The sequence below is a fragment of the Achromobacter sp. 2789STDY5608615 genome (assembly GCF_001298995.1).
GTDB lineage: Bacteria > Pseudomonadota > Gammaproteobacteria > Burkholderiales > Burkholderiaceae_B > Achromobacter > Achromobacter insuavis.
Genome location: NZ_CYTY01000032.1, coordinates 22988 through 47388, shown reverse-complemented (window position 1 = coordinate 47388; position 24401 = coordinate 22988). Strand labels below are relative to the sequence as shown.

At 68.2% G+C, this 24401-nt stretch carries 23 protein-coding genes, 1 tRNA gene and 1 pseudogene; 8 read left to right on the top strand and 17 right to left on the bottom strand.

What is annotated here, in order from left to right:
- Positions 1–428: 428 nt before the first annotated feature.
- Positions 429–1328: an AEC family transporter gene (locus AOZ49_RS23520; protein ID WP_054478025.1), complete on the bottom strand. Its 900-nt coding sequence runs from the start codon at positions 1326–1328 to the stop codon at positions 429–431.
- Positions 1329–1445: 117 nt separating this feature from the next.
- On the opposite strand from AOZ49_RS23520, the gene AOZ49_RS23515 reads away from it, so the two are divergent.
- A complete protein-coding gene (locus AOZ49_RS23515; RefSeq protein WP_054433124.1) occupies positions 1446–1697 on the top strand; it encodes a helix-turn-helix domain-containing protein in 252 nt (83 codons plus the stop codon).
- Here AOZ49_RS23515 and AOZ49_RS23510 read toward each other — a convergent pair.
- On the bottom strand, positions 1687–2226 hold the full coding sequence (locus AOZ49_RS23510) for a hypothetical protein (protein ID WP_054478024.1): 540 nt from the start codon (positions 2224–2226) through the stop codon (positions 1687–1689). The two genes, AOZ49_RS23515 and AOZ49_RS23510, sit on opposite strands and share 11 nt — an antisense overlap.
- Before the next feature lie 61 nt (positions 2227–2287).
- Between AOZ49_RS23510 and AOZ49_RS31930 the strand changes: the two are divergent.
- The 3 genes and pseudogenes from AOZ49_RS31930 (at position 2288) to AOZ49_RS23500 (ending at position 5346) form a co-directional block, all read left to right on the top strand.
- A pseudogene (locus AOZ49_RS31930) lies at positions 2288–3182 on the top strand (lysophospholipase).
- A gap of 32 nt (positions 3183–3214) precedes the next feature.
- Positions 3215–4786, top strand: coding sequence for a glutamate--cysteine ligase (gene gshA, locus AOZ49_RS23505; RefSeq protein ID WP_054478049.1), 1572 nt, complete (start codon positions 3215–3217; stop codon positions 4784–4786).
- A gap of 38 nt (positions 4787–4824) precedes the next feature.
- Positions 4825–5346, top strand: a complete 522-nt coding sequence (locus tag AOZ49_RS23500) for a lipocalin family protein (protein WP_054433120.1) — start codon at positions 4825–4827, stop codon at positions 5344–5346.
- A gap of 88 nt (positions 5347–5434) precedes the next feature.
- On the opposite strand, the gene AOZ49_RS23495 is transcribed toward AOZ49_RS23500, so the two are convergent.
- From AOZ49_RS23495 to AOZ49_RS23435, 13 genes are all read right to left on the bottom strand, one after another.
- On the bottom strand, positions 5435–6379 hold the full coding sequence (locus tag AOZ49_RS23495) for a M14 family metallopeptidase (protein ID WP_054478022.1): 945 nt from the start codon (positions 6377–6379) through the stop codon (positions 5435–5437).
- A gap of 2 nt (positions 6380–6381) precedes the next feature.
- Positions 6382–7371, bottom strand: coding sequence for a Bug family tripartite tricarboxylate transporter substrate binding protein (locus tag AOZ49_RS23490; RefSeq protein ID WP_054433118.1), 990 nt, complete (start codon positions 7369–7371; stop codon positions 6382–6384).
- A gap of 159 nt (positions 7372–7530) precedes the next feature.
- Complete coding sequence (locus tag AOZ49_RS23485; RefSeq protein WP_054433117.1) at positions 7531–8445, bottom strand: LysR family transcriptional regulator; 915 nt, start codon at positions 8443–8445, stop codon at positions 7531–7533.
- 25 nt (positions 8446–8470) lie between these two features.
- Positions 8471–9355 (bottom strand): alpha/beta hydrolase, encoded by an 885-nt coding sequence (locus AOZ49_RS23480; RefSeq protein ID WP_054478020.1) that lies wholly within the window; start codon positions 9353–9355, stop codon positions 8471–8473.
- Positions 9348–10109 (bottom strand): GntR family transcriptional regulator, encoded by a 762-nt coding sequence (locus AOZ49_RS23475; RefSeq protein ID WP_006392587.1) that lies wholly within the window; start codon positions 10107–10109, stop codon positions 9348–9350. Before AOZ49_RS23475 ends, AOZ49_RS23480 begins: the two co-directional genes overlap by 8 nt.
- A gap of 89 nt (positions 10110–10198) precedes the next feature.
- Positions 10199–11236 carry a carbon-nitrogen hydrolase family protein gene (locus AOZ49_RS23470; protein WP_054478018.1) on the bottom strand — a complete coding sequence of 346 codons (1038 nt, stop codon included), beginning with the start codon at positions 11234–11236 and terminating at the stop codon, positions 10199–10201.
- A gap of 19 nt (positions 11237–11255) precedes the next feature.
- Complete coding sequence (locus tag AOZ49_RS23465; RefSeq protein ID WP_054433245.1) at positions 11256–11948, bottom strand: ABC transporter ATP-binding protein; 693 nt, start codon at positions 11946–11948, stop codon at positions 11256–11258.
- Positions 11935–12699: an ABC transporter ATP-binding protein gene (locus AOZ49_RS23460; RefSeq protein WP_054433114.1), complete on the bottom strand. Its 765-nt coding sequence runs from the start codon at positions 12697–12699 to the stop codon at positions 11935–11937. Before AOZ49_RS23460 ends, AOZ49_RS23465 begins: the two co-directional genes overlap by 14 nt.
- A gap of 100 nt (positions 12700–12799) precedes the next feature.
- Positions 12800–13786: a branched-chain amino acid ABC transporter permease gene (locus tag AOZ49_RS23455; RefSeq protein ID WP_054433113.1), complete on the bottom strand. Its 987-nt coding sequence runs from the start codon at positions 13784–13786 to the stop codon at positions 12800–12802.
- Entirely contained in the window at positions 13783–14697 is a 915-nt protein-coding gene (locus AOZ49_RS23450) for a branched-chain amino acid ABC transporter permease (RefSeq protein WP_006392582.1), read from the bottom strand. Before AOZ49_RS23450 ends, AOZ49_RS23455 begins: the two co-directional genes overlap by 4 nt.
- Positions 14694–15863, bottom strand: a complete 1170-nt coding sequence (locus AOZ49_RS23445; RefSeq protein WP_054433112.1) for an ABC transporter substrate-binding protein — start codon at positions 15861–15863, stop codon at positions 14694–14696. Before AOZ49_RS23445 ends, AOZ49_RS23450 begins: the two co-directional genes overlap by 4 nt.
- A 58-nt stretch (positions 15864–15921) precedes the next feature.
- Positions 15922–16833 (bottom strand): fumarylacetoacetate hydrolase family protein, encoded by a 912-nt coding sequence (locus tag AOZ49_RS23440; protein ID WP_054433111.1) that lies wholly within the window; start codon positions 16831–16833, stop codon positions 15922–15924.
- Positions 16834–16925: 92 nt separating this feature from the next.
- Positions 16926–18050, bottom strand: a complete 1125-nt coding sequence (locus tag AOZ49_RS23435; protein ID WP_054433110.1) for a cupin domain-containing protein — start codon at positions 18048–18050, stop codon at positions 16926–16928.
- Positions 18051–18257: 207 nt separating this feature from the next.
- Here AOZ49_RS23435 and AOZ49_RS23430 point away from each other — a divergent pair, with 207 nt between their 5' ends.
- The gene (locus tag AOZ49_RS23430; RefSeq protein WP_006392578.1) at positions 18258–18518 is read left to right on the top strand and encodes a hypothetical protein; all 261 of its coding nucleotides are present in this window, start codon (positions 18258–18260) and stop codon (positions 18516–18518) included.
- Positions 18519–18746: 228 nt separating this feature from the next.
- Here AOZ49_RS23430 and AOZ49_RS23425 read toward each other — a convergent pair whose 3' ends face one another.
- Positions 18747–19904 (bottom strand): porin, encoded by a 1158-nt coding sequence (locus tag AOZ49_RS23425; RefSeq protein ID WP_054433109.1) that lies wholly within the window; start codon positions 19902–19904, stop codon positions 18747–18749.
- A 401-nt stretch (positions 19905–20305) separates the two neighbouring features.
- On the opposite strand from AOZ49_RS23425, the gene AOZ49_RS23420 reads away from it, so the two are divergent.
- Positions 20306–21844 (top strand): MFS transporter, encoded by a 1539-nt coding sequence (locus tag AOZ49_RS23420; RefSeq protein ID WP_231690421.1) that lies wholly within the window; start codon positions 20306–20308, stop codon positions 21842–21844.
- A gap of 116 nt (positions 21845–21960) precedes the next feature.
- On the top strand, positions 21961–22842 hold the full coding sequence (locus tag AOZ49_RS23415) for a LysR substrate-binding domain-containing protein (RefSeq protein WP_054433108.1): 882 nt from the start codon (positions 21961–21963) through the stop codon (positions 22840–22842).
- 253 nt (positions 22843–23095) lie between these two features.
- Here the strand turns inward: AOZ49_RS23415 and AOZ49_RS23410 are convergent.
- A tRNA-Arg gene (locus tag AOZ49_RS23410) sits at positions 23096–23170 on the bottom strand.
- A 231-nt stretch (positions 23171–23401) separates the two neighbouring features.
- Between AOZ49_RS23410 and AOZ49_RS23405 the strand changes: the two genes are divergently transcribed.
- Positions 23402–24340, top strand: a complete 939-nt coding sequence (locus AOZ49_RS23405) for a c-type cytochrome (RefSeq protein WP_054478016.1) — start codon at positions 23402–23404, stop codon at positions 24338–24340.
- Positions 24341–24401 lie beyond the last annotated feature (61 nt).

Here is a 24401-nt window from a genome sequence, read left to right as displayed (position 1 = left end):
TCCGCAAGGGAACGGGCTGAGGCATTTTGATATTTCCAACATCGGCCGCGGCGATGTCGCCGGAACCTGAATCACGAGGGATGCGTTGATTCTAGGTACCAGGAAGGGGCGAAATGACCGCGCGGCCGACGCACAAAATTAAGTGAGTGAATCGACCACCACGGTCAATTGGATAAGCAAAATATCTGAATGCCTGCGGCGAAAGAAGCGCGCGCCATCCAGAATCGGACGGCCGGAATGCGCAGTCCTCAAAGGGCGGAAATCGGGGTGGAAAAATGACACGAGGCATCACATGCCGGCGGCGCCGACCGCATGAGCGCACGCAAAAAAACGCGGCCGCCGTTGCCCGGCGCCGCGCGGTGGCGACCCCGCCAGGCCGGGCGCCCGATTGCCGGCCTGCGCGAGGCTCTTGCCAGAGTGAACAGGCCCTATGGGCCGGCGTGGCTGAACCAGAGCATCAGCGGCGCCAGCAGCAGGAAAACCACCGTCGACACCAGCACCGCGCCGGCGGCGGTGTCGCCCATGTCCGTGTAGCGCTTGGCGTACATGTAGCTGACCACGGCGCATGGCATCGCCATCTGCAGCGTCAGCGCGCCGGCCGGCACCGGTTCCAGGTCGAGGACCCAGACGATCGCCAGGCCCGCGGCCAGGCCGGTCACCAGGCGCATCACCGCCACCTTGGCGCCGTCGCGCAGGCCGTTGGCCGGGATCAGCGCCAGCGCGTGGCCCAGGCTCAGCAGCATCAGCGGCACCGTCACCGCGCCCAGCATGCGCGCGGTCTCGATCAGCCAGGCCGGCACCGGGATGTGCAGCAGGCGCATGGCGACGGCCACCACCGAGGCCAGCAGGATCGGACTTTTCCAGCTGCCCTTGGTATTGACGCCGGGCAGCAGCCGCACCGCGATGGTGTGCATGACAAAGGAGTTGACGGCGAAGAACGCCACCGCCACCGACAGGCCGGCATCGCCGAACGCCAGTTGCGAGATCGGCAGGCCGAGGTTGCCGGCGTTGGGCAGGAAGGCCGTCGGCAGCAGCGTGCGCACCGGCAGGCGGCCCAGCTTGAGCAGCAGGGCGCAGGCCAGCGCGCACAACAGCAGCGCCAGCAGCGTGGCGGCCGCCACGTCGGCCAGCGCGCGGTCGTCCAGGTGGGTGGTGACGAAGGTGTGGAACACCAGCGCCGGCGTGGTCACGGACGTGACCAGCGTGGTGATGAAGGCGCCGCCGAACGGCAGGTCGCGCTTGCCCCAGAAGACGCCGATGCCGACGCACGACAACAGCGGCAACATCAGCACGATGGCCGACAAATAGAACTGCGCGATGGCCAGCATCCGTTTATTCCGTCAGAGATTCAAAGGGTGATACGCAACGGCATCGTCGCTTGTCCACGGCCGATCGCCGGCCGGAACATGGGTTGTCTTTTGCCAGGAACCCGCGTCCCCGCCGTCATGTCCGCCGCCCCCATTGTCGTCGCCCCGCTTGCACCGCCCAGCGTCCGGCTGTCGCCGCGCGAATCGGCTTCGCTGCACTGGAGCGCCGCCGGCAAGACCAGCTGGGAAACCGCCCGCATCCTGGACATCAGCGAAAGCACCGTCAATTTCCATCTGCGCAACGCCTGCCGCAAGCTGCAGGTGCGCGGCCGCCGCGCCGCGGTGGCGGTGGCGATCCGGCGGGGGCTGCTGTACTCCGTCACGGCTTGACGACCACCGACCTCAGGAATTCACGGGCCCGTTCCTCGGGCAGGCTGGCTTCGGTGCCCGCCGCCACCGCCTCGATCAGCATGGTGTCGGTCACCCACACCCGCGCCCGCAGCCAGCCGGGCTTGCCCATGGCCTTGCCCTGCACGTCGATGTCCTGCCCATAGGGCGGCCACTCGGTGGGCGGCGGCGCCTGCATGTTGACGTACAGCGAGCGCATCAGCGCCATGCCCAGCGCCTGCCGGGCCACGGGGTCCGCCGCGATCTCCGGCGGCAGCGGCGCCGACCCGATCGCGAACACCGCTTCGCCCACGGTGGCCGTGGCCAGGGTGAACGACAGCGTATGGGTGTCCAGCCGCAGCTGGCGGGTCTCGGTCTGCACCCGGTCCGGGAATGCCGCCCGCACCCGGCCGTCCGCCACGTCCACTTCGCGCCAGTTGTAACGGGGCGAGCAGGCGCTGACCAGCAGGGCCATCACAAGAATCAGGCCGGCTTTCTTGAACATGAAACGAAACAGCGATGAAATCGTCATTACCGTAAAGACCCCACGGTCTTTTCATTTCGAGGACAGCCCCAAATTGTCGCCGATTTCGATGACCCCAGCGCCCGACGGCACGCCCCTGGCCAATTATGTCTGGCCCGCCGCCCCGAATGTGCCCCCGCCGATCATCGGCCCCGGCACGCCCGGCATCTACCTGCTGCATGGCCTGAGCGAGCATGCCGGGCGCTATGACCGGCTGGCGCGCTGGCTGACCGCGCGCGGCTGGACGGTGGGCGCCCATGACCACCGCGGCCATGGCCGCTCCGGCGGCCGGCCGGCCACCCTGGCGCACCAGGAGGACCTGGTGACCGACGCCGTGGCGCGCCTGGCCGACTGGACCGCCGTCCACGGCCGCCCGCCGATCCTGCTGGGCCACAGCCTGGGCGCCCTGGTGGCGGTGCGGATCGCCCTGCAGCGGCTGGCCCAGATCGACGCCCTGGTGCTCAGTTCGCCGCCGTTCGTGGTCAACGTGCCGCCGTGGGTGCGCCGCACCCTGACCTGGATGTCGCTGCACGCGCCCGACCTGCGGGTGCCCCATGGCCTGGCGCCAGCCCGCATCTCGCACGACCGGGCGGTGGTCAAGGCCTACCGGTCCGACCCGCTGGTGCGGCGCAGCATGACGGGCCGGCTGGCCCGGTTCGTCGATGACGGCGGCCGCGATTCCCTGCGGGAGGCCCATCTGCTGTCCTGCCGCACCCTGCTGATGGTGGCCGGCGACGACTCCATCGTGGCGGCCGAGGGCAGCCGCCAGTTCGCCCAGCGCGCGCCCGCGGAATTGCTGACATTGCGCTGGTACGACACCGCCTGGCACGAGATTTTCAACGAAACCGCCCCCCATCGCCGACCCGGTCTACGCCGACCTGGACGAGTGGCTGGCGCGCACCGCCGCGCAATTGTCCCTGTCCCCAGTACTGGCTCCCTCGGCAGAGGAGGCCAGCACCCCGTAAAATCCGGCGACAGACCCCATCGAGAAGATTCCGTGACTGATACCGCCGCCCAACGCCTCGCCCGCCTAGAGGCCAACCGCTCGCTCCTGACCCAGACCCTGCGGGGTATCGAAAAAGAAGGCCTGCGCGTCGACGAGCAAGGCATCCTGGCCCGCACGCCGCACCCGGCCGGGCTTGGTTCCGCGCTGACCAACGAACACGTCACCACCGACTATTCGGAATCGCTGCTCGAACTGATCACCGGCACGCACGACAACGTCGAGGCCCTCCTGGCCGAATTGACCGCCACCCACCGCCACGTCTACAGCGTGCTGGACCACGAGCTGATCTGGAACCAGTCGATGCCGGCCACCCTGCCGGGCGAGGCCGACATTCCCATTGCCTGGTACGGCACCTCCAACACGGGCATGCTCAAGCACGTCTATCGCCGCGGCCTGGCCGAGCGCTACGGCAAGACCATGCAGTGCATCGCCGGCGTCCACTACAACTTCTCGCTGCCCGAGGCGCTGTGGTCGGTGCTCGACACCCAGCCCGGCACCGACCAGGACCGCCGCTCGCGCGGCTACATCGGCCTGATCCGCAACTTCACGCGCTATTCCTGGCTGCTGATGTACCTGTTCGGCGCGGCGCCGGCGCTTTCCCGCGACTTCCTGCGCGATGGCGAACACGGCCTGCAGCACCTGGGCCAGCACACCCTGTATCTGCCCCACGCCACCAGCCTGCGCATGAGCGACCTGGGTTATCAGAACAAGGCCCAGTCGCAGCTCAAGCTCTGCTACAACGATCTCGATACCTTCCTCGGCCGCCTGTACGACGCGGTCACGCAACCGTGGCCCGACTACCAGAAGATCGGCACGCATCGCAACGGCGAATGGATCCAGCTCAACACCAACGTGCTGCAGATCGAAAACGAGTACTACTCGAGCATCCGCCCCAAGCGCGCCACCGGCCGCTGCGAGCGCCCGATCACCGCGCTGGCCGAGCGCGGCGTGCAGTACGTGGAAGTGCGCTGCCTGGACATCAACCCGGAATCGCCGGTGGGCATCGATGCCGACACCAGCCGTTTCGTCGACGCCTTCCTGCTGTTCTGCGCCGCCTCCGACAGCCCCTTCTTCCCGGCCAACGGCTACTGTCAGCGCAGCGCCGACAACTTCTCCACCGTGGTCAAGGAAGGCCGCAAGCCCGGCCTGCAGCTGGACCGCGACGGCAAGGCCATCGGCCTGGCGCAATGGGGCCAGGAACTGCTGGACCAGATCGCGCCCTACGCGGCCCTGTACGACTCGGCCCTGGGCGGCAGCGCCTACGCCGACAGCCTGGCCGCGCAGCGCGCCAAGCTGGGCCAGCCCGACGCCACGCCGTCCGCGCGCCTGCTGGCCGCGCTGACCGCCAGCGGCGAATCGTTCCACGACTTTTCGCTGCGCCAGAGCCACGAACACGCGCAAGCCCTGCGCGCCCAGCCGCTGCCGGCGGACGTGGCGGCCGAATACCGCCAGGGCGCGCTCGACTCCAGCGCCGAACAGCTGCGCCTGGAGCAGTCCGACGACGTCGATTTCGACACCTATGTCGCCCGCTATCACGCCGCGCTGAAGGCCCCGCGCAAATAAGGCGTATCGTTAGGGTTTTGGATCAGGAGACTATCCCCATGCGCCGCATCGCAACATTATTGCTGGCCCTGGCCGCCAGCGCGGCGGGGATCTCCCACGCCGCGCCGCCGCCCATGCAAACCGTGGAGTCGGTCGACCTGAAGCGCTATGCCGGCATGTGGTACGAGATCGCCAACTTCCCGATGTTCTTCCAGCGCAACTGCGTTGGCGACACCACCGCTGAATACACCCTGCACCCCGACGGCACCGTCGGGGTCAACAACCGCTGCCGCACCAAGGACGGCGACGTCGACTCGGCCTCGGGCACCGCCACGGTGGTCCAAGGCAGCAACAACGCCAAGCTCGAGGTCTCGTTCTTCAAGCCGATCAAGGGCGACTACTGGGTGATCGGGCTGGACCCGGACTACCGCTGGGCCGTGGTTGGCACCCCCGACCGCAAGTACCTGTGGATCCTGTCGCGCTCGCCGCAACTGCCCAAGGAAGACCTGGACCGCGCCCTGGCCGCCGCGACGGCGCAGGGTTACCAGCTCGACGAATTGCGTTATACGCCGCAGAAGTGATGCGGCGACCGACCCGCGGCGATGCGCCGGGGGTCCCGCGACCGCGTGACGGGCGCGGCGATCACGCCGCGCCAGCGGTCGACGCCATTCAGCCCGCGTAGTCGCGCGCCAGCCGCACCACCGTCACGCCCGGCTTGAGCTGGCGCAGCGACGGCATCACCAGCGTGCAGCGGTCATAGGGCGAGACGATCGCCCGGCCATCGGCCCAGCCGATCACCGACCCCGCCTTCTCCAGCGTCTCCAGGCCCTGCCAGGGCTGCGCGAAGGTCACATCCATCGACGGCGCCACCACCGCTTCGGTCACTTCCAGCACGCGCTGCGCGGTGGCGTCGGGCCGCAGCCAGCCGGCCGGGATGTCGGCGGCATCCACCACATCCGAAGCGACCAGCATGCGCGCCACCATGTCGCGCGCGACGTCGCGCGCCGCCGGGTCGCCGTGGAAACCGCATTCGATCAGCAACGCGCAGGCCGCATCGCGCGCCGGGTCGCCGAACTGCGCGAAGTCGCGCATGCGCACGCCGTCCTTGTGGCCGGCGTCCACGATCACGTGCTGCGGCGCCTTCAGGCGCCGCGCCAGGGCGATGTTGCGCGGCAGGACGCCGGTCAGCAGCAGCGGCGCGCCGGGCTCGTGCATCGAGTGCAGGTCCAGCAGCCAGTCGGCGCGCTCGACCCACGGACGCAGTTGCGCCGCGCGCCGGCGGTCGCTGCTGGTGGGCTGATCCAGGCGCTCGGCGCTCCAGACGCGGTTCATGTCCTCGTCGACGAAGCGCGAGGCGTCATGCCTCGCCAGGTCGAAACGGTCGAACGCCGGCAGGTTGCAGAACGCCAGCGTCAGCCGGCCGCGGCGCGGGCGCAGGCCCGCCGCCAGCAGGTCCTTCAGGGCCCAGGCGCCGCACAGCTCGTTGCCGTGCACCAGCGCGGACAGCATCAGCCCGCGGCCGGGCAGGCCCGAGTCGAAATGCCAGACGCCCGGCGTGTCGGTATTGCCCAGGCGCTCGGCGGCGAGGTCGGGAACGGGCAGCGTGAAATCCATGATCACTGCGCCTCGATCTTGGCCGCCTTGACCAGCGCGCCGTACTTGCGCGTCTCGGCGGCCTGCGAGGCCACCGGATCCAGGCCCGGCTGCGCCAGCACGCCGCCGGCCTCCAGCATCTTGGCGCGGAACTGTTCCGACTTGAGCGTATCGGCCAGCGCCTCGCGCAGCTTGGCGGCCACCGGCTCCGGCAGGCCGGCCGGGCCGTACAGCGAGAACGTGATGCTGAGGTCGACCGCCTCGAACCCCGGCGTCTCGGCCAGCGCCGGGATGTCAGGCGCCACCGCCGAACGCTTGGGCTGCGTCACGCCCAGCGCCACGATCTTGTCGGCGCGCACTTGCGGCAGGCCCGAGGACAACACCAGCACGCCGAAATCCAGCTGGCCGCTCATCAGGTCGGTCACCAGCGGCGACACGCCCCGGTACGGGACATGTTCCGCGCGCGTATTGGTCTCCTGGTTGATCATCTCGCCGGCCAGGTGCAGCGTGGTGCCGACGCCCGACGAGCCGTAATTGAAACTGCCCGGCGCGGTGGCGCGCAGCTTCTGCAGGTACTCGGCGGCGCTCTTCACGCCGGAATTCTTGCTGGCCGCCAGCATCATGGGCTGCGTGGCGATCACGCCCAGGGCGGTGAAGTCCTTGGCGCCGTCGTACTTGACGGCGTTGTTGATCATGCGGGCGACCACCATTTCATTGGTCGAGCCCAGCAGCAGCGTGTAGCCGTCCGGCGTGGCGCGGGCCACGCGCTGCGCACCGATGGTGCCGCCGGCGCCGCCGGCGTTCTCGACCACCACGCTCTGGCCGATGCGCTTGGCCAGTTCCTCGCCGAACAGGCGCGCGGTCAGATCGACGCTGCCGCCGGCCGGATAGCCGACGATCAGCGAAACCGGATGGTCGGGATAACCGGCGGCGATGGCCGGCGAGGCGATCAACGCGGCGGCGGCACAGAGCGCGGCCGACGCGCCGCGCAAGGCGTGCGGAACGGATTTCATGAGTTTCTCCCTGGGGTGCTGAGGCGGACGGCGGCGCCGTCTCGTTCGAGTTTCGGGAGACATTCTGCGCGTGGGCGGGCGGCATGACGTGCCGAGTCGGCACATTGCCGTGCTAATTCAGCTCGCCAAATCCACCCGCGCGGACACCGATGGGCCGCGTCAAGCCTTGCGATTGGCGGTGGCTTCCCAGGCCGCCTCGGCCAGCTCGGCCAGCCGCGCCCGCGAGCGGTACAGCCGCACCTCGAAGGCGATCTCGTCGCTGCGCCCGCCCAGCGACACCAGCGTGCCGCGACGGCAGTCGGCCGCCACCATCGACCACGGCAGCCAGGCCACGCCCAGGCCCTTGAGCGCCGCGCCATGCGCGGCATCGAGCGAATCGATGCGCACGAACGGCGTCAGCGCATAGGGCGTGGATTCGAGCCGGTCGCCCAGGATGCGCTCCATCGACAGGCCGCCGGCGTAAGTGATCAGCGGCACCGGATGGCCGCCCTCGCCCAGCACATAGCGGGCGCGGCCGCGGCCGTCGGCCTGGCTCACCGGCACCAGCTTGTCGGTGCCCAGGGTCATGTAGCGGTAGCGCACCGGGTTGAGCTGCATCGACAGGGCCGGATGCTCGTAGCAGCACAGCAGGTCGACCTTGCCCTGCTCCAGCCGCATGGCCATGTCTTCCATCTTGCCGGTGGAGATCTCCAGCTGCGTGCCTTCGACCAGCACCTTCGGCGCGCGATGGCGCAGCCGCGCGATCCAGTCGCCCACCACGGTGCGCGACAGGCTGCGGCCGGTGGCGATGCGCAGCACCGCCTCGCCGCCCGCGCCGGAACTGCGGATGCGGTGGCGCACCAGCCCCATCTGCTCGACCACCTGGGTGGCGGTCTTGAGCAGGGCCTCGCCCTCGGCGGTCAGCGTCACCGGCACGCGCTGGCGCTCCACCAGCGGCGCGCCGGCCCAGGCCTCGAGGGCGCGGATGCGGCGCCCGAAGGCCGGATGCGTGACGTGCCGCGCCTCGGCGGCGCGCACGAAGCTGCCGCTCTGCGCCAGCGCGATCAGGTCTTCGAGCAGCTTCAGGTCGGCCATGGCGCGCCCGTCTCCGTGAACGCGCTCAGGCTTGCGCCAGGCCCATCATCGCCAGGGTGGCGCGGGTCAGGTCGCTGGCCGGATCCTCCAGCTCGTTCACCAGGTCGAAGTGATTGCAATGCGGCGTCTGGATACGCGTGGCCTGCAGGCCGGCGCCGGTCCAGGCGCGCTCGAAGGCCTCGGTCTGGTTCTTGAAACCCTGCGTCTCCAGGCCGCCGACGGCCAGCAGCATGGGGCCGGCGCGCTCGGGCAGGTTGAAGATCGGGCTGTGGCGCGCCGCCTGCTCCGGCGTCAGCTGCAACCAGGTGTTGGGCAGGACGTCGCACAGCGGCCGCAGGTCGAACAGGCCGCTCAGCGCCAGCGTACCCTTGACCACGTCGTCCGGCACGCCGTAGCTCGCCGGCCAGGCGGGCGCGGCCAGCATCGCGGCCAGGTGGCCGCCGGCCGAGCTGCCGCCGACGTAGATGCGCTCGGGATCGACGCCGTAGGCCGCCGCGTTGTGATACAGCCAGGCCAGCGCCGAGCGCATCTCGCGCACGATTTCCGGCAGCGTTGCTTCGGGCGCCAGCGTGTATTCCGGCACCGCCACCGCCGCGCCGGCCGCGTTGAAGGCCTCGGCCATCACCGGCGCGTCTTCCTTGCGCTGCGCGCGCCAGTAGCCGCCATGGATGAACACGAACAGCGGCGCCGGGCCGCGGTTCGCCGCCGGCAGGAACAGGTCCAGCCGCTCGTCCTGGCCCATGCCGTAACGCAGGTTCAGCAGGCCGGGACGGCGCGACTTCACCGCGGCGGCCGACTCGGCGTAGCGGCGCACGCAGGCGTCGAAGTCCGCCACCGACTCGCGGGCGTTGTATTGCACCTCGCGCTCGGCGATGGTGGGGAAAAAGAGATCGATGTCCGCGTCACGCATGAATGGCCTGCCTGTCGTCCTGGGAAATGATGTGTTCGATGAACTGCGCCGTCTTGCGGTAATGCGCCGCCAGCATCGCCACCGAGCGCTCGACGTCGCGCGACAGCGCGGCATCGAGCAGCTGGCGGTGCTCGTCGTCGACATTGCGTTCGGGGCCGTAGGCGGTGGCGCCGGCGCGCGCCGGACGCCGATAGCGCTCGGTCTGCGCGTACAGCTGCGTGGACAGGTCCAGCAGCCAGTGCGAGCGGCAGGCGCCGATCAGCGCGTGGTGGAAGTCCAGGTGGCGCGCCTCGAGCGATTCCTCCAGCTCCTGGCTGGGCGGCACGGCCTCGCCGGCGCGCTGCGCGGCCAGCGTCAGCGCGTGGTAGGCGCCGACCAGCCGCGCCTCCCAGGCGTCATCGGCGTTGGCCAGCGAGCGCCGCAGCGCGTCGCAATCGATCAGGATGCGGGTTTCGCAGGCGTCCCACATTTCCTCGACCGACAGCGGCGCGATGCGAAAACCGCGCGAGGTGGTGGTGATCACCATGCGTTCGCTGCGCAGCCGGTTCAGGGCTTCGCGGATCGGGGAAAAGCTGCTGCCGTAGCGTTGCTTGAGCAATTCCAGGCGCAGCGACTGGCCCGGCGCGAACGCGCCGCTCATGATGTCGCGCCGGAGCAGGCGGTAGACCTGCTCGGACAGCGTGATTTCCTCTACCTCGGCGTTCCCGTCGGCTCCGGGCTCGTCCTGGCGGGAAGCTTTGATTCTTGGCTTCAACTTGCTCTCCAGATATCAGCGGCCGGCTGGCCGGCCCCGGGGCCAGCCGGCGCTCAGGCGGCCCATTCTACCCGCCGGCCCGGCCCTGCTCACCCGCGCGCCTCGCGCGCCGTTTCCGGCTGCGGATCGAGGTCCCAGCCCGCCTCGTCGCCGGCAGGTCCGTCCTGGTCGTCATAGCGCGCCGCCTGCAGCGGCCGCCGGTTCACGCGCAGGTCGAACACGTCGAAGCGGTTGTAGTGGCCGACGATGTCGTGCATCTGGCGCGGCTGGATGCAGCGCGACAGGTCGATGTCGGCGTAGACGATGCCTTCGTCGTCGATCAGCGGTTCGCCGATGACGCGGCCGTCCGGCCCCAATATTCCCGAAAACGCGCTGTTGCGGCGCGCCAGCATCTCGCGCGCTTCCGGATGGCTGGCGCTGATGGCGTCCTGGATCTCGGTGGAGATGGTCGAGCACGACACCACCGTGAACACCTTGCCCTCGAACGAGTGGGCCGCCGCCCGCAGGCGGATGGCCTCGGCCATGTCGTAGTCGGGCGGCGCCACCGGCAGCGAGATATAGCTGGCGACGTGCACCATCTCGCCCTGCGCCAGCAGCGAGAAGCGCGCCAGCGTGTTGGTGTTCTCGCCGCAGGCCAGGCCGCCGAGCTTGCCGACGGACGTGTCATACACGCGCAGCGACTCGCCGTCGCCGTGGGCCCAGGTCAGCTTCTCGGCCCAGGTCGGCACCAGCTTGCGGTGGCGGCCCAGGACGCGGCCCTCTTCGTTGATGAAGACCATGGTGTTGTAGATCGTGCCGACGCCATGGCGGCTGCGCTCGTTCACGCCCACCACCACGTTGACGCGGTGCTGGCGCGCGGCCTGGGCGATGCGGCGGATCTCCGGCCCCGGCAGTTCGATGGCGCTCTTGCAGAGCTTTTCGAACCACGGGCTGCCCTGCACCGGGTTCATCACCCAGCTCCAGTAGGGATAGGCCGAGATGAACACCTCGGGAAAGGCCACCAGGCTGGCGCCGTTGCCGGCGGCCTCGGCGATCAGCGCGCAGGTCTTGTCGACGGTGGCGTCGGTGTCCAGGAACACCGGGGCGGCCTGGACGGCGGCGGCCTTGAAAACGGGCAGGTTCAACATGCGTGTGCTCCTATTGCGGTCAGATGCCGAGATAACGTTGCGCCAGGTCGGGCTGCGCGGACAGTTCCACGGGCGCGCCCGACCAGGCCACCCGGCCCTTGTCGACGATGTAGTGACGATCCACCAGCGTCGCCATCTCGGGCAGGTTCTTGTCGATCACCAGGATGGTCTGGCCCTCGGCCTTCAGCGCCCGCAGGCAACGCCAGATTTCCTGGCGGATCAGCGGGGCCAGCCCTTCGGTGGCCTCGTCCAGGATCAGCAGCTTGGGATTGGTCATGAGCGCGCGGCCGACCACCAGCATCTGCTGCTCGCCGCCCGACAGCGTGCGCGACGACTGCGCGCGGCGCTCCTTCAGGCGCGGGAACAGCGCGTAAACCCGCGCCAGGTCCCAGCCGCCAGGCGCGGCGCGCGAGGTCGCCACCAGGTTCTCTTCCACCGACAGCGAGCCGAACACGCGCCGCCCTTCCGGCACCAGCCCCACGCCCAGCCGCGCCACTACGCTGGGCGCGGGCCGCGACAGCGTCTGGCCGCGGAACTGGACCTGCCCGCCGGTGGCCGGCAGCATGCCCATCAGCGTCTTGATGGTGGTGGTCTTGCCCATGCCGTTGCGGCCGATCAACGAGATCACCTCGCCCTCGGCGGCCTCGAAGGCCATGCCGAACAGCACCTTGCTCGACCCGTAGCCGCCGGTCAGGCCCTCAACCTTCAACATGTTCTTCTCCCAGGTAGGCGGCGCGCACTTCCGGATGGCGCCGCACCTCGTCGGGCGCGCCGCTGAACACCACCTTGCCGTAGACCAGCACGCTGATGCGGTCGGCCAGCGCGAACACCGCGTCCATGTCGTGCTCGACCAGCAGGATGCCGTAGTCGCCCTTCATGCCCAGCAGCAGCCGCGTCATGCGCGCCGATTCCTCCGGCCCCATGCCGGCCATGGGCTCGTCCAGCAGCAGCAGGCGCGGCGAACGCGCCAGGGCCACCGCCAGTTCCAGCTGGCGCTTCTCGCCGTGCGCCAGGTCGGCGGTGCGCACGTGGCGCCGGTCCGCCAGGCCTACGTGGGTCAGCCATTGCATCGCCTGCGCCTTCAGGCCCGCGTCGCGGCGCGGATCGGACCAGGCGCCAAAGGCGCGGCCGCCCTTGAGCATGCTGGACAGGATGACGTTTTCCAACGCGGTGTATTCCTGGCACAGCTCGGTGATCTGGAACGAGCGGCCCAGCCCCAGGCGGGCGCGCTCGAAGGCGCGCAGCGCCGTCACGTCGCGCCCGTCCAGTTCGATGGCGCCCGAGTCGGGCCGGATCTCGCCGCAGATCTGCGCGATCAGCGTCGACTTGCCGGCGCCGTTCGGGCCGATGATGGCGTGGATCTCGCCGGCGCGCACGTCCAGGTCGACGCCGTTGGTGGCCACCACCGCGTCGAAGGCCTTGCGCAGCTGCGTCAGGCGCAGCAGGGTTTTCGTCTCGTTCATTCCTGGTGTCGGCTTACTATCGGGATGCCACGGATCCGGCTCCGCCGGTCCGTCGGCATGCCCCCTGGAGGGGGAAGCGCGAAGCGCCTCGGGGGTGGGCTCAATCCGCATGGCGCGTCTCCAACAGGCGGCCGAACAGGCCCTTCTGGCCCCACAGCACCACCAGCACCAGCACCGGCCCCATGTACAGCAGCCAATGTTCGGTCAGCGACGACAGCAGCTGCTCCAGCCCCAGGAACACCGCCGCGCCCGCGATCGGGCCCAGCAGCGTGCCCACGCCGCCAAGGATGACGATCGCCATCAGCTCGCCCGACTTGGTCCAGGCCGCCATGTCCGGCGTCACCAGTCCGGCATAGTTGGCCCACAGCACGCCCGCCAGCCCCGTGCCCACCGCCGACAGCACGAAGGCGCTCAGGCGGTACGGCGTGGGCGCCACGCCCAGGTTGATGGCGCGCCGCTCGCTCTGGCGCAGCGCCTGCAGCACCATGCCGAAGCGCGAGTTGGTAATGCGGATGCACAGCAGCGTCCAGGCCGTCAGCAGCGCCAGGCAGACGTAGTAGAACGTCAGCGGGTTCTCCAGGTTCAGGCCCGGCAGCACGTTGCGCTGCGAGATCATCAGGCCGTCGTCGCCGCCGTAGAACTGCAGCGACACCAGGATGAAGTACACCATCTGCCCGAACGCCAGCGTGATCATGATGAACTGCACGCCGCGCGTGCGCAGCGCCAGGTAGCCGAACAGCCAGCCCGCCAGCGCGCACACCGCCATGGCGATCGGCCACACCACCAGCGCGGCGTTGCTGCCGGCCCAGCCGAACAACGGGCCGGCTTCGGTGGTGTGGAAGGCGATGATGCCCACCGCATAGCCGCCCAACCCGAAGAACATCGCGTGGCCGAAGCTGACCATGGCGCCATAGCCGATCACCAGGTCCAGGCTGACCGCGGCCAGGCCGTAGATCAGGAAGCGCGTCACCACGCCGATCAGGAAAGGCGTGTCGGTGGCCGCCGCCGCGCCCGGCAGCGCCAGCAGCAGGATCAACCCGGCCAGCCCCCAGCGCGCGCGATTCGAAAGTGTCTTTGCCATCATCATCCTCGCGCCGGGAACAGCCCGCCCGGCTTGGCGATCAGCACGATCGCCATCAACACATAGATACTGGCCGAGGCCAGGCCCGCCGCCAGCGGATCCGCCGTGGCCGGCGAGAACACCGCGCCCAGCAACTGCGGCAGGAAGGCCCGCCCCATGCTGTCGACCATGCCGACCAGCAGCGCGCCCGCCAGCGCGCCGCGCACCGAGCCCACGCCGCCGATCACGATGACCACGAAGGTGGTGATCAGGATGCGCTCGCCCATGCCGATCTCGACGGCCAGCAACGGCGCCGCCATCACGCCCGCCAGTCCGCACAGCAGCGCGCCCAGGCCGAACACCAGGGTGTAGAGCTTCTTGATGTCCACGCCCAGCGCATCGACCATTTCACGGTCGTCGGCGCCGGCGCGGATCAGCATGCCGATGCGGGTGCGGTTCACCAGCCACCACAGCCCCACCGCCACCAGCGCGCCGACCGCGATGAACGACAGCCGGATCAACGGATACTGGAACCCCGGCGCCAGCGTCACCGCGCCCTCCAGGAACGACGGGATGCCCACCAGCGGCGGCCGCCGACCGAAGATCAGGCTGACCGCCTCGTTCGAGAACAACAGCAGGCCGAAGGTGGCCAGCACCTGGTACAGGTGGTCGCGCTTGTACAGCTTGCGGATCACCAGCACTTCCACCGACAGGCCATACAGCCCCGCCCCCAGCAACGCCGCCAGCACGCCCGCCAGGAACGAGCCGGTGGTGCCGATGGCGTAGGCCGCGCAGTACGCGCCCACCATGTAGAACGAACCGTGGGTCAGGTTCACCACGCCCATGATCCCGAAGATCAGGGTCAGCCCGGCGGCGAGCAGGAACAGCATCGCGCCGAACTGCAGCCCGTTGAGCAACTGTTCGAAGAGCAATGTCATGACGGCATCTTGCAGAATTGGGCGTAGGCGTCCTTGTCATCGGACACCAGCTTGCGCACCAGGCGCGGCGACAGGCCGCCGTCGGCGTCCTTGTCGATGCGCATCAGGTACAGGTCCTGCACCGGATGCTGGTTGGTGTTCATGCTGAACTTGCCGCGCAGCGAGGCGAACTCGGGCTTGCGCAGCGCGGCGCGGAACTCGGCCTGGCGCGACAGATCGCCGCCGGTGGCCTTCAGGCCGACGCCGATCAGCTGCGCCGTGTCATAGGCCTGCATGGCGTAATCGGTGGGCACGCGGCCATAGGCTTCCTTGAACGCCTGCACGAAGGCTTTGGACTGCGGATTGTCGAAGTCCTGCGACCAGATGCCGGTGATGTAGGCGCCCTGCGCCGCGTCGCCGGTGGCCTTGATCATGCGCGCATCCATCGAAAAGCTCGGCATCAGCATGGGCACGGTCTTGTTCAGGCCGGCCGCGGCGTATTGCTTGACGAAGTTGATGCCGGTGCCGCCCGGATGGAACTGGTAGACGGCGTCGGGCGCCAGCGACCGCACCCGCGCCAGTTCGACCGAGAAGTCCGACTGGTCCAGCTTGGTGTAGATCTCGGCGACGACCTCGCCCTTGTAGGTGCGCTTGAATCCCTCGATGGCGTCGCGCCCGGCCTGGTAGTTGGGCGCCAGCAGCGCCACGCGCTTGTAGCCCAGCTCATTGGCGGCCACGCCGCCCGCCGTGTGGAAGGCATCGTTCTGGTACGAGGCCACGAAATAGTTCGGGTCGCACTTCTCGCCGGCAAAGCTCGACGGGCCGGGGTTCAGGCTGACGTAGAACGCGCCCGACTTGACCACGCCCGGCGCCACCGCCGCCAGCACGTTCGAGAAGTTCACGCCGGTGAAAAGCTTGATGCCCGACTGCAGCATGCGGTCGGCCGCCTGCTTGGCATTGGCCGGCTTGAGGCCGTCGTCCTCGATCACCAGCTGCACCGGCACCCCGCCCAGCTTGCCGCCGCCCTGCTTGATCGCCAGATTGAAGGCGTCGCGCTCGTCCTCGCCGATGTAGCCGGCAGGCGTCGACAGCGTGGCGATGAAGCCGATCTTGACCGGCTCCGCGGCGTGCGCGATGCCCCCCAGCGTCCAGGCCAGGCCCGCCGCCAACATGGTTTGCTTGATCATTGTTTTCCCCTTGGAGACCGCCGCGCCCGCCGTCTCGTGGCGGGCGCTGGAATTTCGCCTAGACCGCCACCACCGGATGCCGCAGCGTGCCGATGCCTTCGACGCACGCCACCACCACGTCGCCCGGCCACAGCCACTCCTGCGGCTTGCGGCCCGCGCCCACGCCCTCGGGCGTGCCGGTGGCGATGATGTCGCCCGGCTCCAGCGTGATGCCGGCGCTGATGTCCGAGATCAGGAACGGCACCTTGAACAGCATGTGGCGCGTGTTCGAACCCTGCTTCTTCTCGCCGTTGACCGTCAGCCACAAGTCCAGCACCTGCGGATCGGGGATCTCGTCGGCCGTGACGATGCAGGGGCCGAACGGCGCGTAGGTGTCCTGGCCCTTGGAATAGATCCATTGGCCGGCGCGGCGGCAGTCGCGCGCGCTCATGTCCAGCATCACGCTGTAGCCGAACACGTACGACAGCGCATCGGCCTCGGCCACGCGCGTGGCGCGGCGGCCCATGATCACCGCCAGTTCGACTTCCCAGTCCAGCTGTTGGGTGATCTTGGCGTTGTGCTCGATGGCGTCGCCCGGGCCGATCACGGTGGTGGGCGGCTTGGAGAAGATCACCGGCTGCTTGGGCAGGTCGGCCGAGGTATCGAGCGTGCGGCTCGATTCCGCCACGTGCTCGACGTAGTTCAGGCCGATGCCGAAGATGTTCTTGCGCGGACGCGGAATCGGCGCCAGCAGCTTGACGTTCTCCTGCGGCAGCGCGGCGCCCACGGGCCAGGCGCCGCGGTACGACTCCATCAGCTTCGAGGCCTGCGCCACGGCCACGGGGCCGAGGTCGATGAAGGCCAGCATGTCGTCCGGCAGCGCCACGCCGCCGGCCTGCCCCAGCAGGGCCAGGTCGATCACATAGCCTTCGGCCAGCGCGCCCAGGCGGGCGGCGGCGGCGGGATGGGCGCGAAAAGTTACCAAGCGCATAGGAACTCCAGGAAATTCAAGACGAGTTGAGACAGGCGCCCGGCCTGCGCCGGGCGGCGGATGAAAATTCAGTGGGGGGTTGGCGCCAGCCGCTAGATCAGTTTCTGGTGGCCGTCGTTGTCCTTGACCGCTTCCTCGCGGTAGAGCGCCAGCGATCGCATCACCGGCAGGTCGTTGAAGCAGAACAGGCAGGCGTCGTCGTTGGACGACAGGTTGGCGTGCTCGTGCACGGCCCACGACGGCACACAGAAGATGTCGCGCTCGGTCCAGTCGTAGCGCTTGCCGTCGATGACCGAAAAGCCGCTGCCCTTGGCCACCTGGTAGAGGAAGCTGCCGGTGTGGCGGTGGGCCTTGGTGTGCTCGCCCGGGCGCAGCAACTGCATGCTGGCGCCGATGGTCGGCATGACCGGGCCGCCGGTGGCCGGGTTGACGTACTCCATCAGGATGCCGTCATAGGGGCTGCCCGCCGACACCCGAGCGTGACGGCGCAGCGCTTCGTAGGTGGGCTCCCATTCGTACTTGAACAGCGGCGAATACGGCTTGGTCCAGCCCGTCGTCTGCGGCCGCAACGCCGCGCTGCCCCACAGCGCGCTGGTGTCGTCCACCGGGTGCGTCACGGTCTGGTTCAGGTCGGGATGCACGGCGTAGAAGCCGGCCTCGAACGCGTTGACCAGCGGAATGTCCAGGCCGTCCTGCCAGATGCAGGTGGTGCCGTCCTCGGCCACGCCGTGCTCGTGCCAGGTGCCGTTGGGCGTGAGCACGAAGTCGTTCGCGCCCAGCGTCATCTTGTGGCCGTCCACCACCGTGAACGCGCCCTTGCCTTCCATGATGAAGCGCAGCGCCGAATGCGAATGCTTGTGCGCCGACGCCAGCTCGCCCGGCCGCATCACCTGCAGGCCCGAATACAGCCAGCCGACCGCGGCGGCGACGTCGCGCCGGCCCGGGTTGTTCAGGTAGATCACGCGGCGGCCCGCTTCCTCGGGCGACACCAGCTCGGCCGAGCGCAACACATGGCCGCGCAGTTCCTGGTAGCGCCAGACCACCGGCACCGACGCCGAGCGCGGCGCCCACGGCTCGATCTTGTTGGCCACCGTCCAGAGCGCGCCGGTCTCGAGCCGCGCCAGCTCCTTGTAGTAGGCGATGCGTTCCGGCGAGTCCGCCACATTGGCGCGGCCGGCGGTGTCTTCCCGATAGGCGTCGTACCTGTTCGCTTCCATCCCTTGCCTCTTTTTTATAAAAATCAGAAGATTTTCGAAAATATTAGAGGCGAGCAGGCATTTGGGCAATCTTTGCGCGCTAGGGGTTTTCCTGGAGCGACTGCCCCATCCCGAAAATATTTGTGGAACAACGAAAAACACTGTACAAAAACACAGTGCAACATGCTACATTTCGCTCGCCCGCACAACGTCGTCCAGGAGACTCCTGTGTCCGAAGCCGCTCAAATCGCCCAGACCCACGTCGTCCAATACATCGTCATTCCCTACCGCGCCGCCGCCAATGGCGTCGCCCCCGGCGAAATCCGCCCCGCCAGCAGCGAGTTCGGCGCCATCCGCATCGCCAACTCCATGGCCTCCAAGTTTGCCGGCGTGGCCGCCTACGAGGTCATGATCGACAAGGAGACCGGCGACATGGAATCGCCGCGCATCCTCGCGCAGATCGGCACCGTGCCGTCACTCGACGACTGAGCGCCGCGCGCAAAGCAAAACGCCGCCGGCATCTGCATGCCGGCGGCGCACATGCCGCTTCGGGGAGCTCATCCCACACAGGGTTGGGGTGAGCGGACTGAGAGTGGAGCTAGGGAGGTGGCCGCTTTTTTCGCGTCTGTGGCCGGGTAAGACGCCCAGTCCGCTCAATGCAACCGCGGCGTCCGGCGACGCGCAACCCGCACGCGCCGCCGGACAGCGGGTCGCCGCTTAGAAGCGGTGACGCACGCCCACGATACCGACCGTGCTCTTCACACCGTCGATGAACGCGAAGTTCGTGGCATACGAACCCAGCGCGTACAGGTTGGTGCGCTTGGACAGGTTGTAGGTGTAGCCCAGGCTGAAGATGTTCATGGTCGCATCGTCGCCGGTCAGCTTGGTGTTGTTGGCGTCGGCACGCTGCCACGAGGCCAGGATGCTGCCCGCGCCGCCGACCGGAGCCGACAAGCCGACCAGGTACGAATTCGACTTGAAATCCTTCGCAACGATGTTGCTGCCGAAGCTCTTGGCGACCGGGCTGCCGCTGCCGAAGGCGTTGAGCGACCGCCCGGTCAACCAGCCCTCGCGCGTCTGGCCGTAGGCCAGCGCCAGCTTGATCACTTCGAAGTTGTACGAACCGCCAAGGATCCACTGCTTCGGGTTCCCGTCAGTGCCAAGCTGGTTGGCCGGATTCAGCTGGTCGTACGTCAGGGCCACGTTCAGCGGGCCGTTGACGTAGCGCAGGCCTGCCGTGATGGCACGGGTGTTGTTGGCGGTACGGAATCCGGTCTGCGACGGGTTGCTCTTGCGCGTGCCATCGGCATTGAACTGGGCGGCGCCATTCTTGGTGTCGTCAGCGCTGAACGAATAACCCAGGCCGAACTGGAAGCCGCTGAACGACGGGGTCTGGTACATGACCATGTTGTCGTGGCGGACCGTGTTTGCGGCGCTGAAGGCGGTGCCGACGCTGGCCTGGCCGTAGCTGGTGCCGAACGGATTGATCGCGGCGATGTACTTCGAGGCGACGTTGGTCTGGCGGCCAAATTCCAGCAGGCCCCAAGAATCCCCCTTCAGGCCGACGGTGGCCTGGCGACCGAACAGGCGGCCGCTCTGGCCCGACTGGCCGTTGGCCGAGTTGAAGCCGCTCTCCAGCGTGAACACGGCGCTCAGGCCGTCGCCCAGGTCTTCGGCGCCACGCAGGCCCCAGCGCGAACCGCTGGACACGCCGTTGGCCACGCCGACCTTCGATTCCTTGTAGCCGTCGTTACCCTTGATGCGCTGGAAGCCCACGCCGGTGTCGATCAGGCCATACAGCGTCACCGCGGTTTCAGCCTGCGCCGCGCCGGACAGCACGGCGAACAGAGCAGTGACGAGCAGAGCTTTTTTCATTACAGATTCCCGTTGATTGACAAGACATGCGCATGCGGATCGGCACGCCACACGGGCGGCCATTTCCGCGCATGACTGGAACCGATTCTAGGAACGCTGCAACTCAACCATTTTGAGCGCTATCAGCATTGACCCGGCGCTCGACCGAAATCAGACGTATCCGTGTCGGGAAGCCGACAACCGCCCGGACATCGCCCTCGCGCCACGGCCAGTCATCGCAATGTGCCCAGAAAAGCGGCGCCGTTGATGGCCGCCCAACCGAGCGAATGGGGGATTCGCACTGAATTCGGCATTCGGAAAATCCGAATTATTCATCGGTTTTCGCGTATTGAACCTCGCAGACGGCGATGCTGAAATGAGCGCGGCGGGTCCACCGCCTCCCACGCTTACAGGACATCATCTTGCCCACCGCGCTGCCCTCTTCCGCCCTCTCCCCATCCCCCACCCGGGACCGCGCCGTGCTGCTCGTCGCCTCCGCGGGTTGCGCGATGACGGTGCTGGACGCCAATGTCGTCGGCGTGGTCCTGCCGGCCATTGCCCGCGATTTGAACGCCTCGTTCGCCGACATCGAGTGGGTGATCAGCGCTTACGTCCTGTGCTTCGCGGCGATGCTGCTGCCTGCCGGCTCGATTGCCGACCGGTACGGCCGCAAGCGTGTGTTCAAACTGGGCATCCTGGCATTTGCCGCGACCTCGCTGTTCTGTGGCCTGGCCCCCTCGGCCACGGTGCTGTACCTGGCGCGGGCCGGCCAGGGCCTGAGCGCGGCCTTTCTCCTGGCGCCCGCGCTGGCCGTCATCGGCAATGCGTTCCACCAGCCCGAGGCGCGTAATCGCGCCTGGGCCGCCTGGGGCGGCGTGATGGGCCTGACGATGGTGCTGGCGCCGTTGCTGGGCGGCCTGATCGGCAGCCTGCTGGGCTGGCGCTGGGCCTTCAATATCAACCTGCCGATTTGCGTCATCCTCTATCTGGCGGCTTGCGGCTGCATCGATGAATCGCGGGAGCCGGACAACCGCCCGCTGGACACGGTCGGCATCCTGTTTTTCACCGGCTCCATGTTCTCCGCCACCTGGCTGCTGATCGTGGGTCCGGCCATCGGCTGGCGCAGCCCGACGGTGGCCATCGTCGCAGTCCTCGGCCTGCTGTGCCTGAGCGCGTTCCTGCGTTCGCAATCGCGCAATCCCCATCCGCTGGTGGAACTGGAACTGTTCCGCAGCAAGCCGTTCGTCGGCGCCGTCATCGCGATGTTCGCCTACGCCTCGACGGCGCAGGTGATGGCATCGGTGCTTCCCATGTACCTGCAGAACGCGCGCGGACAGACCGTACTGACGGCGGGCGCCAGCATGCTGCCCTTCGCGCTGGCGATGCTGGTGTTTCCCCACGTCGGCCGCAGACTGTCGGCGCGCCTGGATTCCCGCGGCGTGCTCAGCATCGGCCTCGCGGTGGTGGCGATCGGCAACCTGCTCATGATCCTGGCGACCCGGCAGGCCAGCGGCTATCCGCTGATCGGCAGCATGGCCATCCTGGGAATGGGCGGCGGCCTGCTCAACGGCGAGACGCAGAAGGCCATCATGAGCACCCTGCCCCATGGCCGCGCCGGCATGGCGTCGGGCATCAGCACCACGTCCCGCTTCACCGGCATCCTGCTGGGGTTCTCCGGCTTCGGCGCGGTGCTGGCGAGCAGCATTCATCACTACGCCGAAGCGGCGACGCAGCGCGCCGGCCTGCACGTTGCCGCCAACTACTACGACCAGATCATCGCTGGCGATCTCGACCGGGCAATGGCGGCTTACTCCCCCGCGGTGGCCGCGGTACTGATGCCCATCGCCCGCGACAGCTACGCCGTCGGCTTCGCCAGCGCCTTCGCCCTGGCCGCGGCCATGGCCGCGGCTTGCGCGTTGGCGGTCCAACTGTTGATGCGCGACGCCCGCCCCGCGCGCTGAGCGCACGGTGTCGCGCCGTGTCGCCCAGTGTCATGTCGTCATGCCAGGCCAGGTTGTGGCGGGCCGGGCAGGCGATATGATGGCGTCACTTCCACCAACGCGGCAGGGGCCAGCGCATGGAGATCCGCCATCTGAAGGCCTTCGTGACGCTCGCCGGCACGCTGCACTTCGCGCAGGCCGCCGAACAGCTCGACCTGTCCGCGCCCACGCTGACCGCCCATATCCAGGAACTGGAGCGCGCGCTGCAGGTCCGCCTGTTCAACCGCACCAAACGGTCCGTCGCGCTGACCTCGGCCGGCGAGGTCTTCCTGATCGAGGCGCGCAACACGCTCGAACAACTCGAGCGCACCCTCAACGTCGGGCTGCGCGCGGGGCGTGGCGAATTGGGCCGAGTCGAAATCGGTTATGTGGGTTCGGCGGTGTTCTTTGGCGTGCTGCAGGACCAATGCCGGCGGTTCCACGCGGCCTGGCCCGAGGTCCTGGTGCAGACCCGCGAAATGCCCACGGACCAACTGGCGAGCGCGCTCGAGGACGGCCGCATCGACATCGCCTTCGTGCGCATGCCGATCACCTTGCCGCCGTCGATCGCCAGCCACATGCTGATCCGCGACCGGTTCTGCGTCGCGCTGCCCGGCGACCATCCGCTCGCATCGGCGACGGGCGCCATCACCGCGCGTTCACTGGCCAGGGAAGCCTTCATCGTGCCCGAGCAGATCCTGGGCCTGCTGGAAGTGGCGCGGCGCGGAAAATTCACGCCCGGCGTAGCCTCGACTCCCGGCAGCCTGTTGACCGTGCTGACGCATGTCTCGCTCGGCATGGGCGTGGCCGTCGTGCCGAGCGTGCTGGTCGAGGTCGTGAAACTGCCGAACGTCGTCTTTCGGGAACTGGCGGGGGCCGCCATCGATTCGGAGGTCGCCGCGCTCTACCGGCGGCATGAGCGCTCACCGGCCGTGCGCCACTTCATCGATCAGATCAAGCGGACCACGCCCCTGGCATGACCATCCGCGCGACGCCGCCATGGCGAGACGAAAGCAACGGACCATGCCGTCAGCGCAGGGAAGAACTGAAGGGAAGAACTGAAGGGAAGAAAACCCGCCAGCAGGCGAGGCAGCTTGGCGACCGCAGGCGCATGGGCTGATTGGATGACCGGTTATTGAACCAGCATGGCCCGACGCTATCCTTGTCCGCGGCGCTTTGGGCGCGCTTTCGCAGCGACTTTGCGGCGGTTTTTTTGACGGGTTTATCTGAAATTGGCGCGCCCGACAGGAATCGAACCTGTATCAAGAGCTTCGGAAACTCTCATTCTATCCATTGAACTACGGGCGCAGCGCAAGGAGGCGGTATTGTACCTAGTTTTATGCGGTCTGCATGAAGTGGATCAAATCCGGCCGCAAACTCATCGAAAACCCCTGTCCGGCCGTTGGACGAGTGTCCATGACACCGTTATATAATCCAGCGTTTGCTTGCAAGGCGGTCTGCTTTTTGCCGCCCTTTGTGCAGTACTGATTTTCTGTTGCCGCCGCCAGGCGCCCCGGTACCCGTTAGCAGGATTTGGTCATGAGCAACGAGCAGGAACACATAGAAGAGCACTCCTCCCCCATCAAGACCCCGAAGCAACTGATCGTCACGGTCGTTCTGGCCTTCGTGGTTCCCATCGCCATCATCATCCTATTGGTGAACATGGTGACCTCGGGCACCAAAGTGGGCGCCGGCTCGGATACGCTGTCCAGCGAAGCCGTCACTAAACGCATTGCCCCGGTCGCGGGTTTCGCCCTCGTCGACGCCAACGCGCCCAAGGTCTTCAAGACCGGCGAGCAAGTCTTCACCGCCGTCTGTACGGCCTGTCATACCGCCGGCGTCGCCGGCGCGCCCAAGATCGGCGACAGCGCCGCCTGGGCGCCCTTCATCCAGTCGGGCTTCGATGCCATGATGAACGTGGCCCTGCACGGCAAGGGCGGCATGCCGGCCAAGGGCGGCAACCCGACGCTGTCCGACTTCGAAGTCGCCCGCGCCGTGGTCTACATGGCCAACAAGTCCGGCGGCTCGCTGCCCGAACCGGCCGCGCCCGCTGAAGAAGGCGCCAAGAAGGAAGCCGACGCCACGCCGGCCGCTGCCACGCCGGCCGCTGCCACGCCGGCTGCTGCCGCCCCCGCGGCGGCTGCCCCGGCCGCCCCGGCTCCTGTCGCGGCCGCACCGGCCGCAGCAGCACCGGCGCCCGCCGCCGCGCCCGCGCCGCAACAGGCCGCCGCGGTCAATCCCGCCGGCGAGAAGCTCTACAAGAGCGTCTGCTTCGCCTGCCACGCCACCGGCGTCGCCAACGCGCCCAAGTTCGGCGACAAGGCCGCCTGGGACCCGTACATCAAGACGGGCATGGACGCGATGGTCAAGGTCGCCATGCAGGGCAAGCCGCCCATGCCGCCCAAGGGCGGCGCGGCCAACGCCTCGGAAGACGACATCCGCGCGGCCGTGCAGTACATGGTGGACGCGGCCAAGTAAGCCGCGCACCGCTCTCCCGCCGCGCGCCCCCAACGCCGCGCAGGCGAAAAAAAGCCCCTCG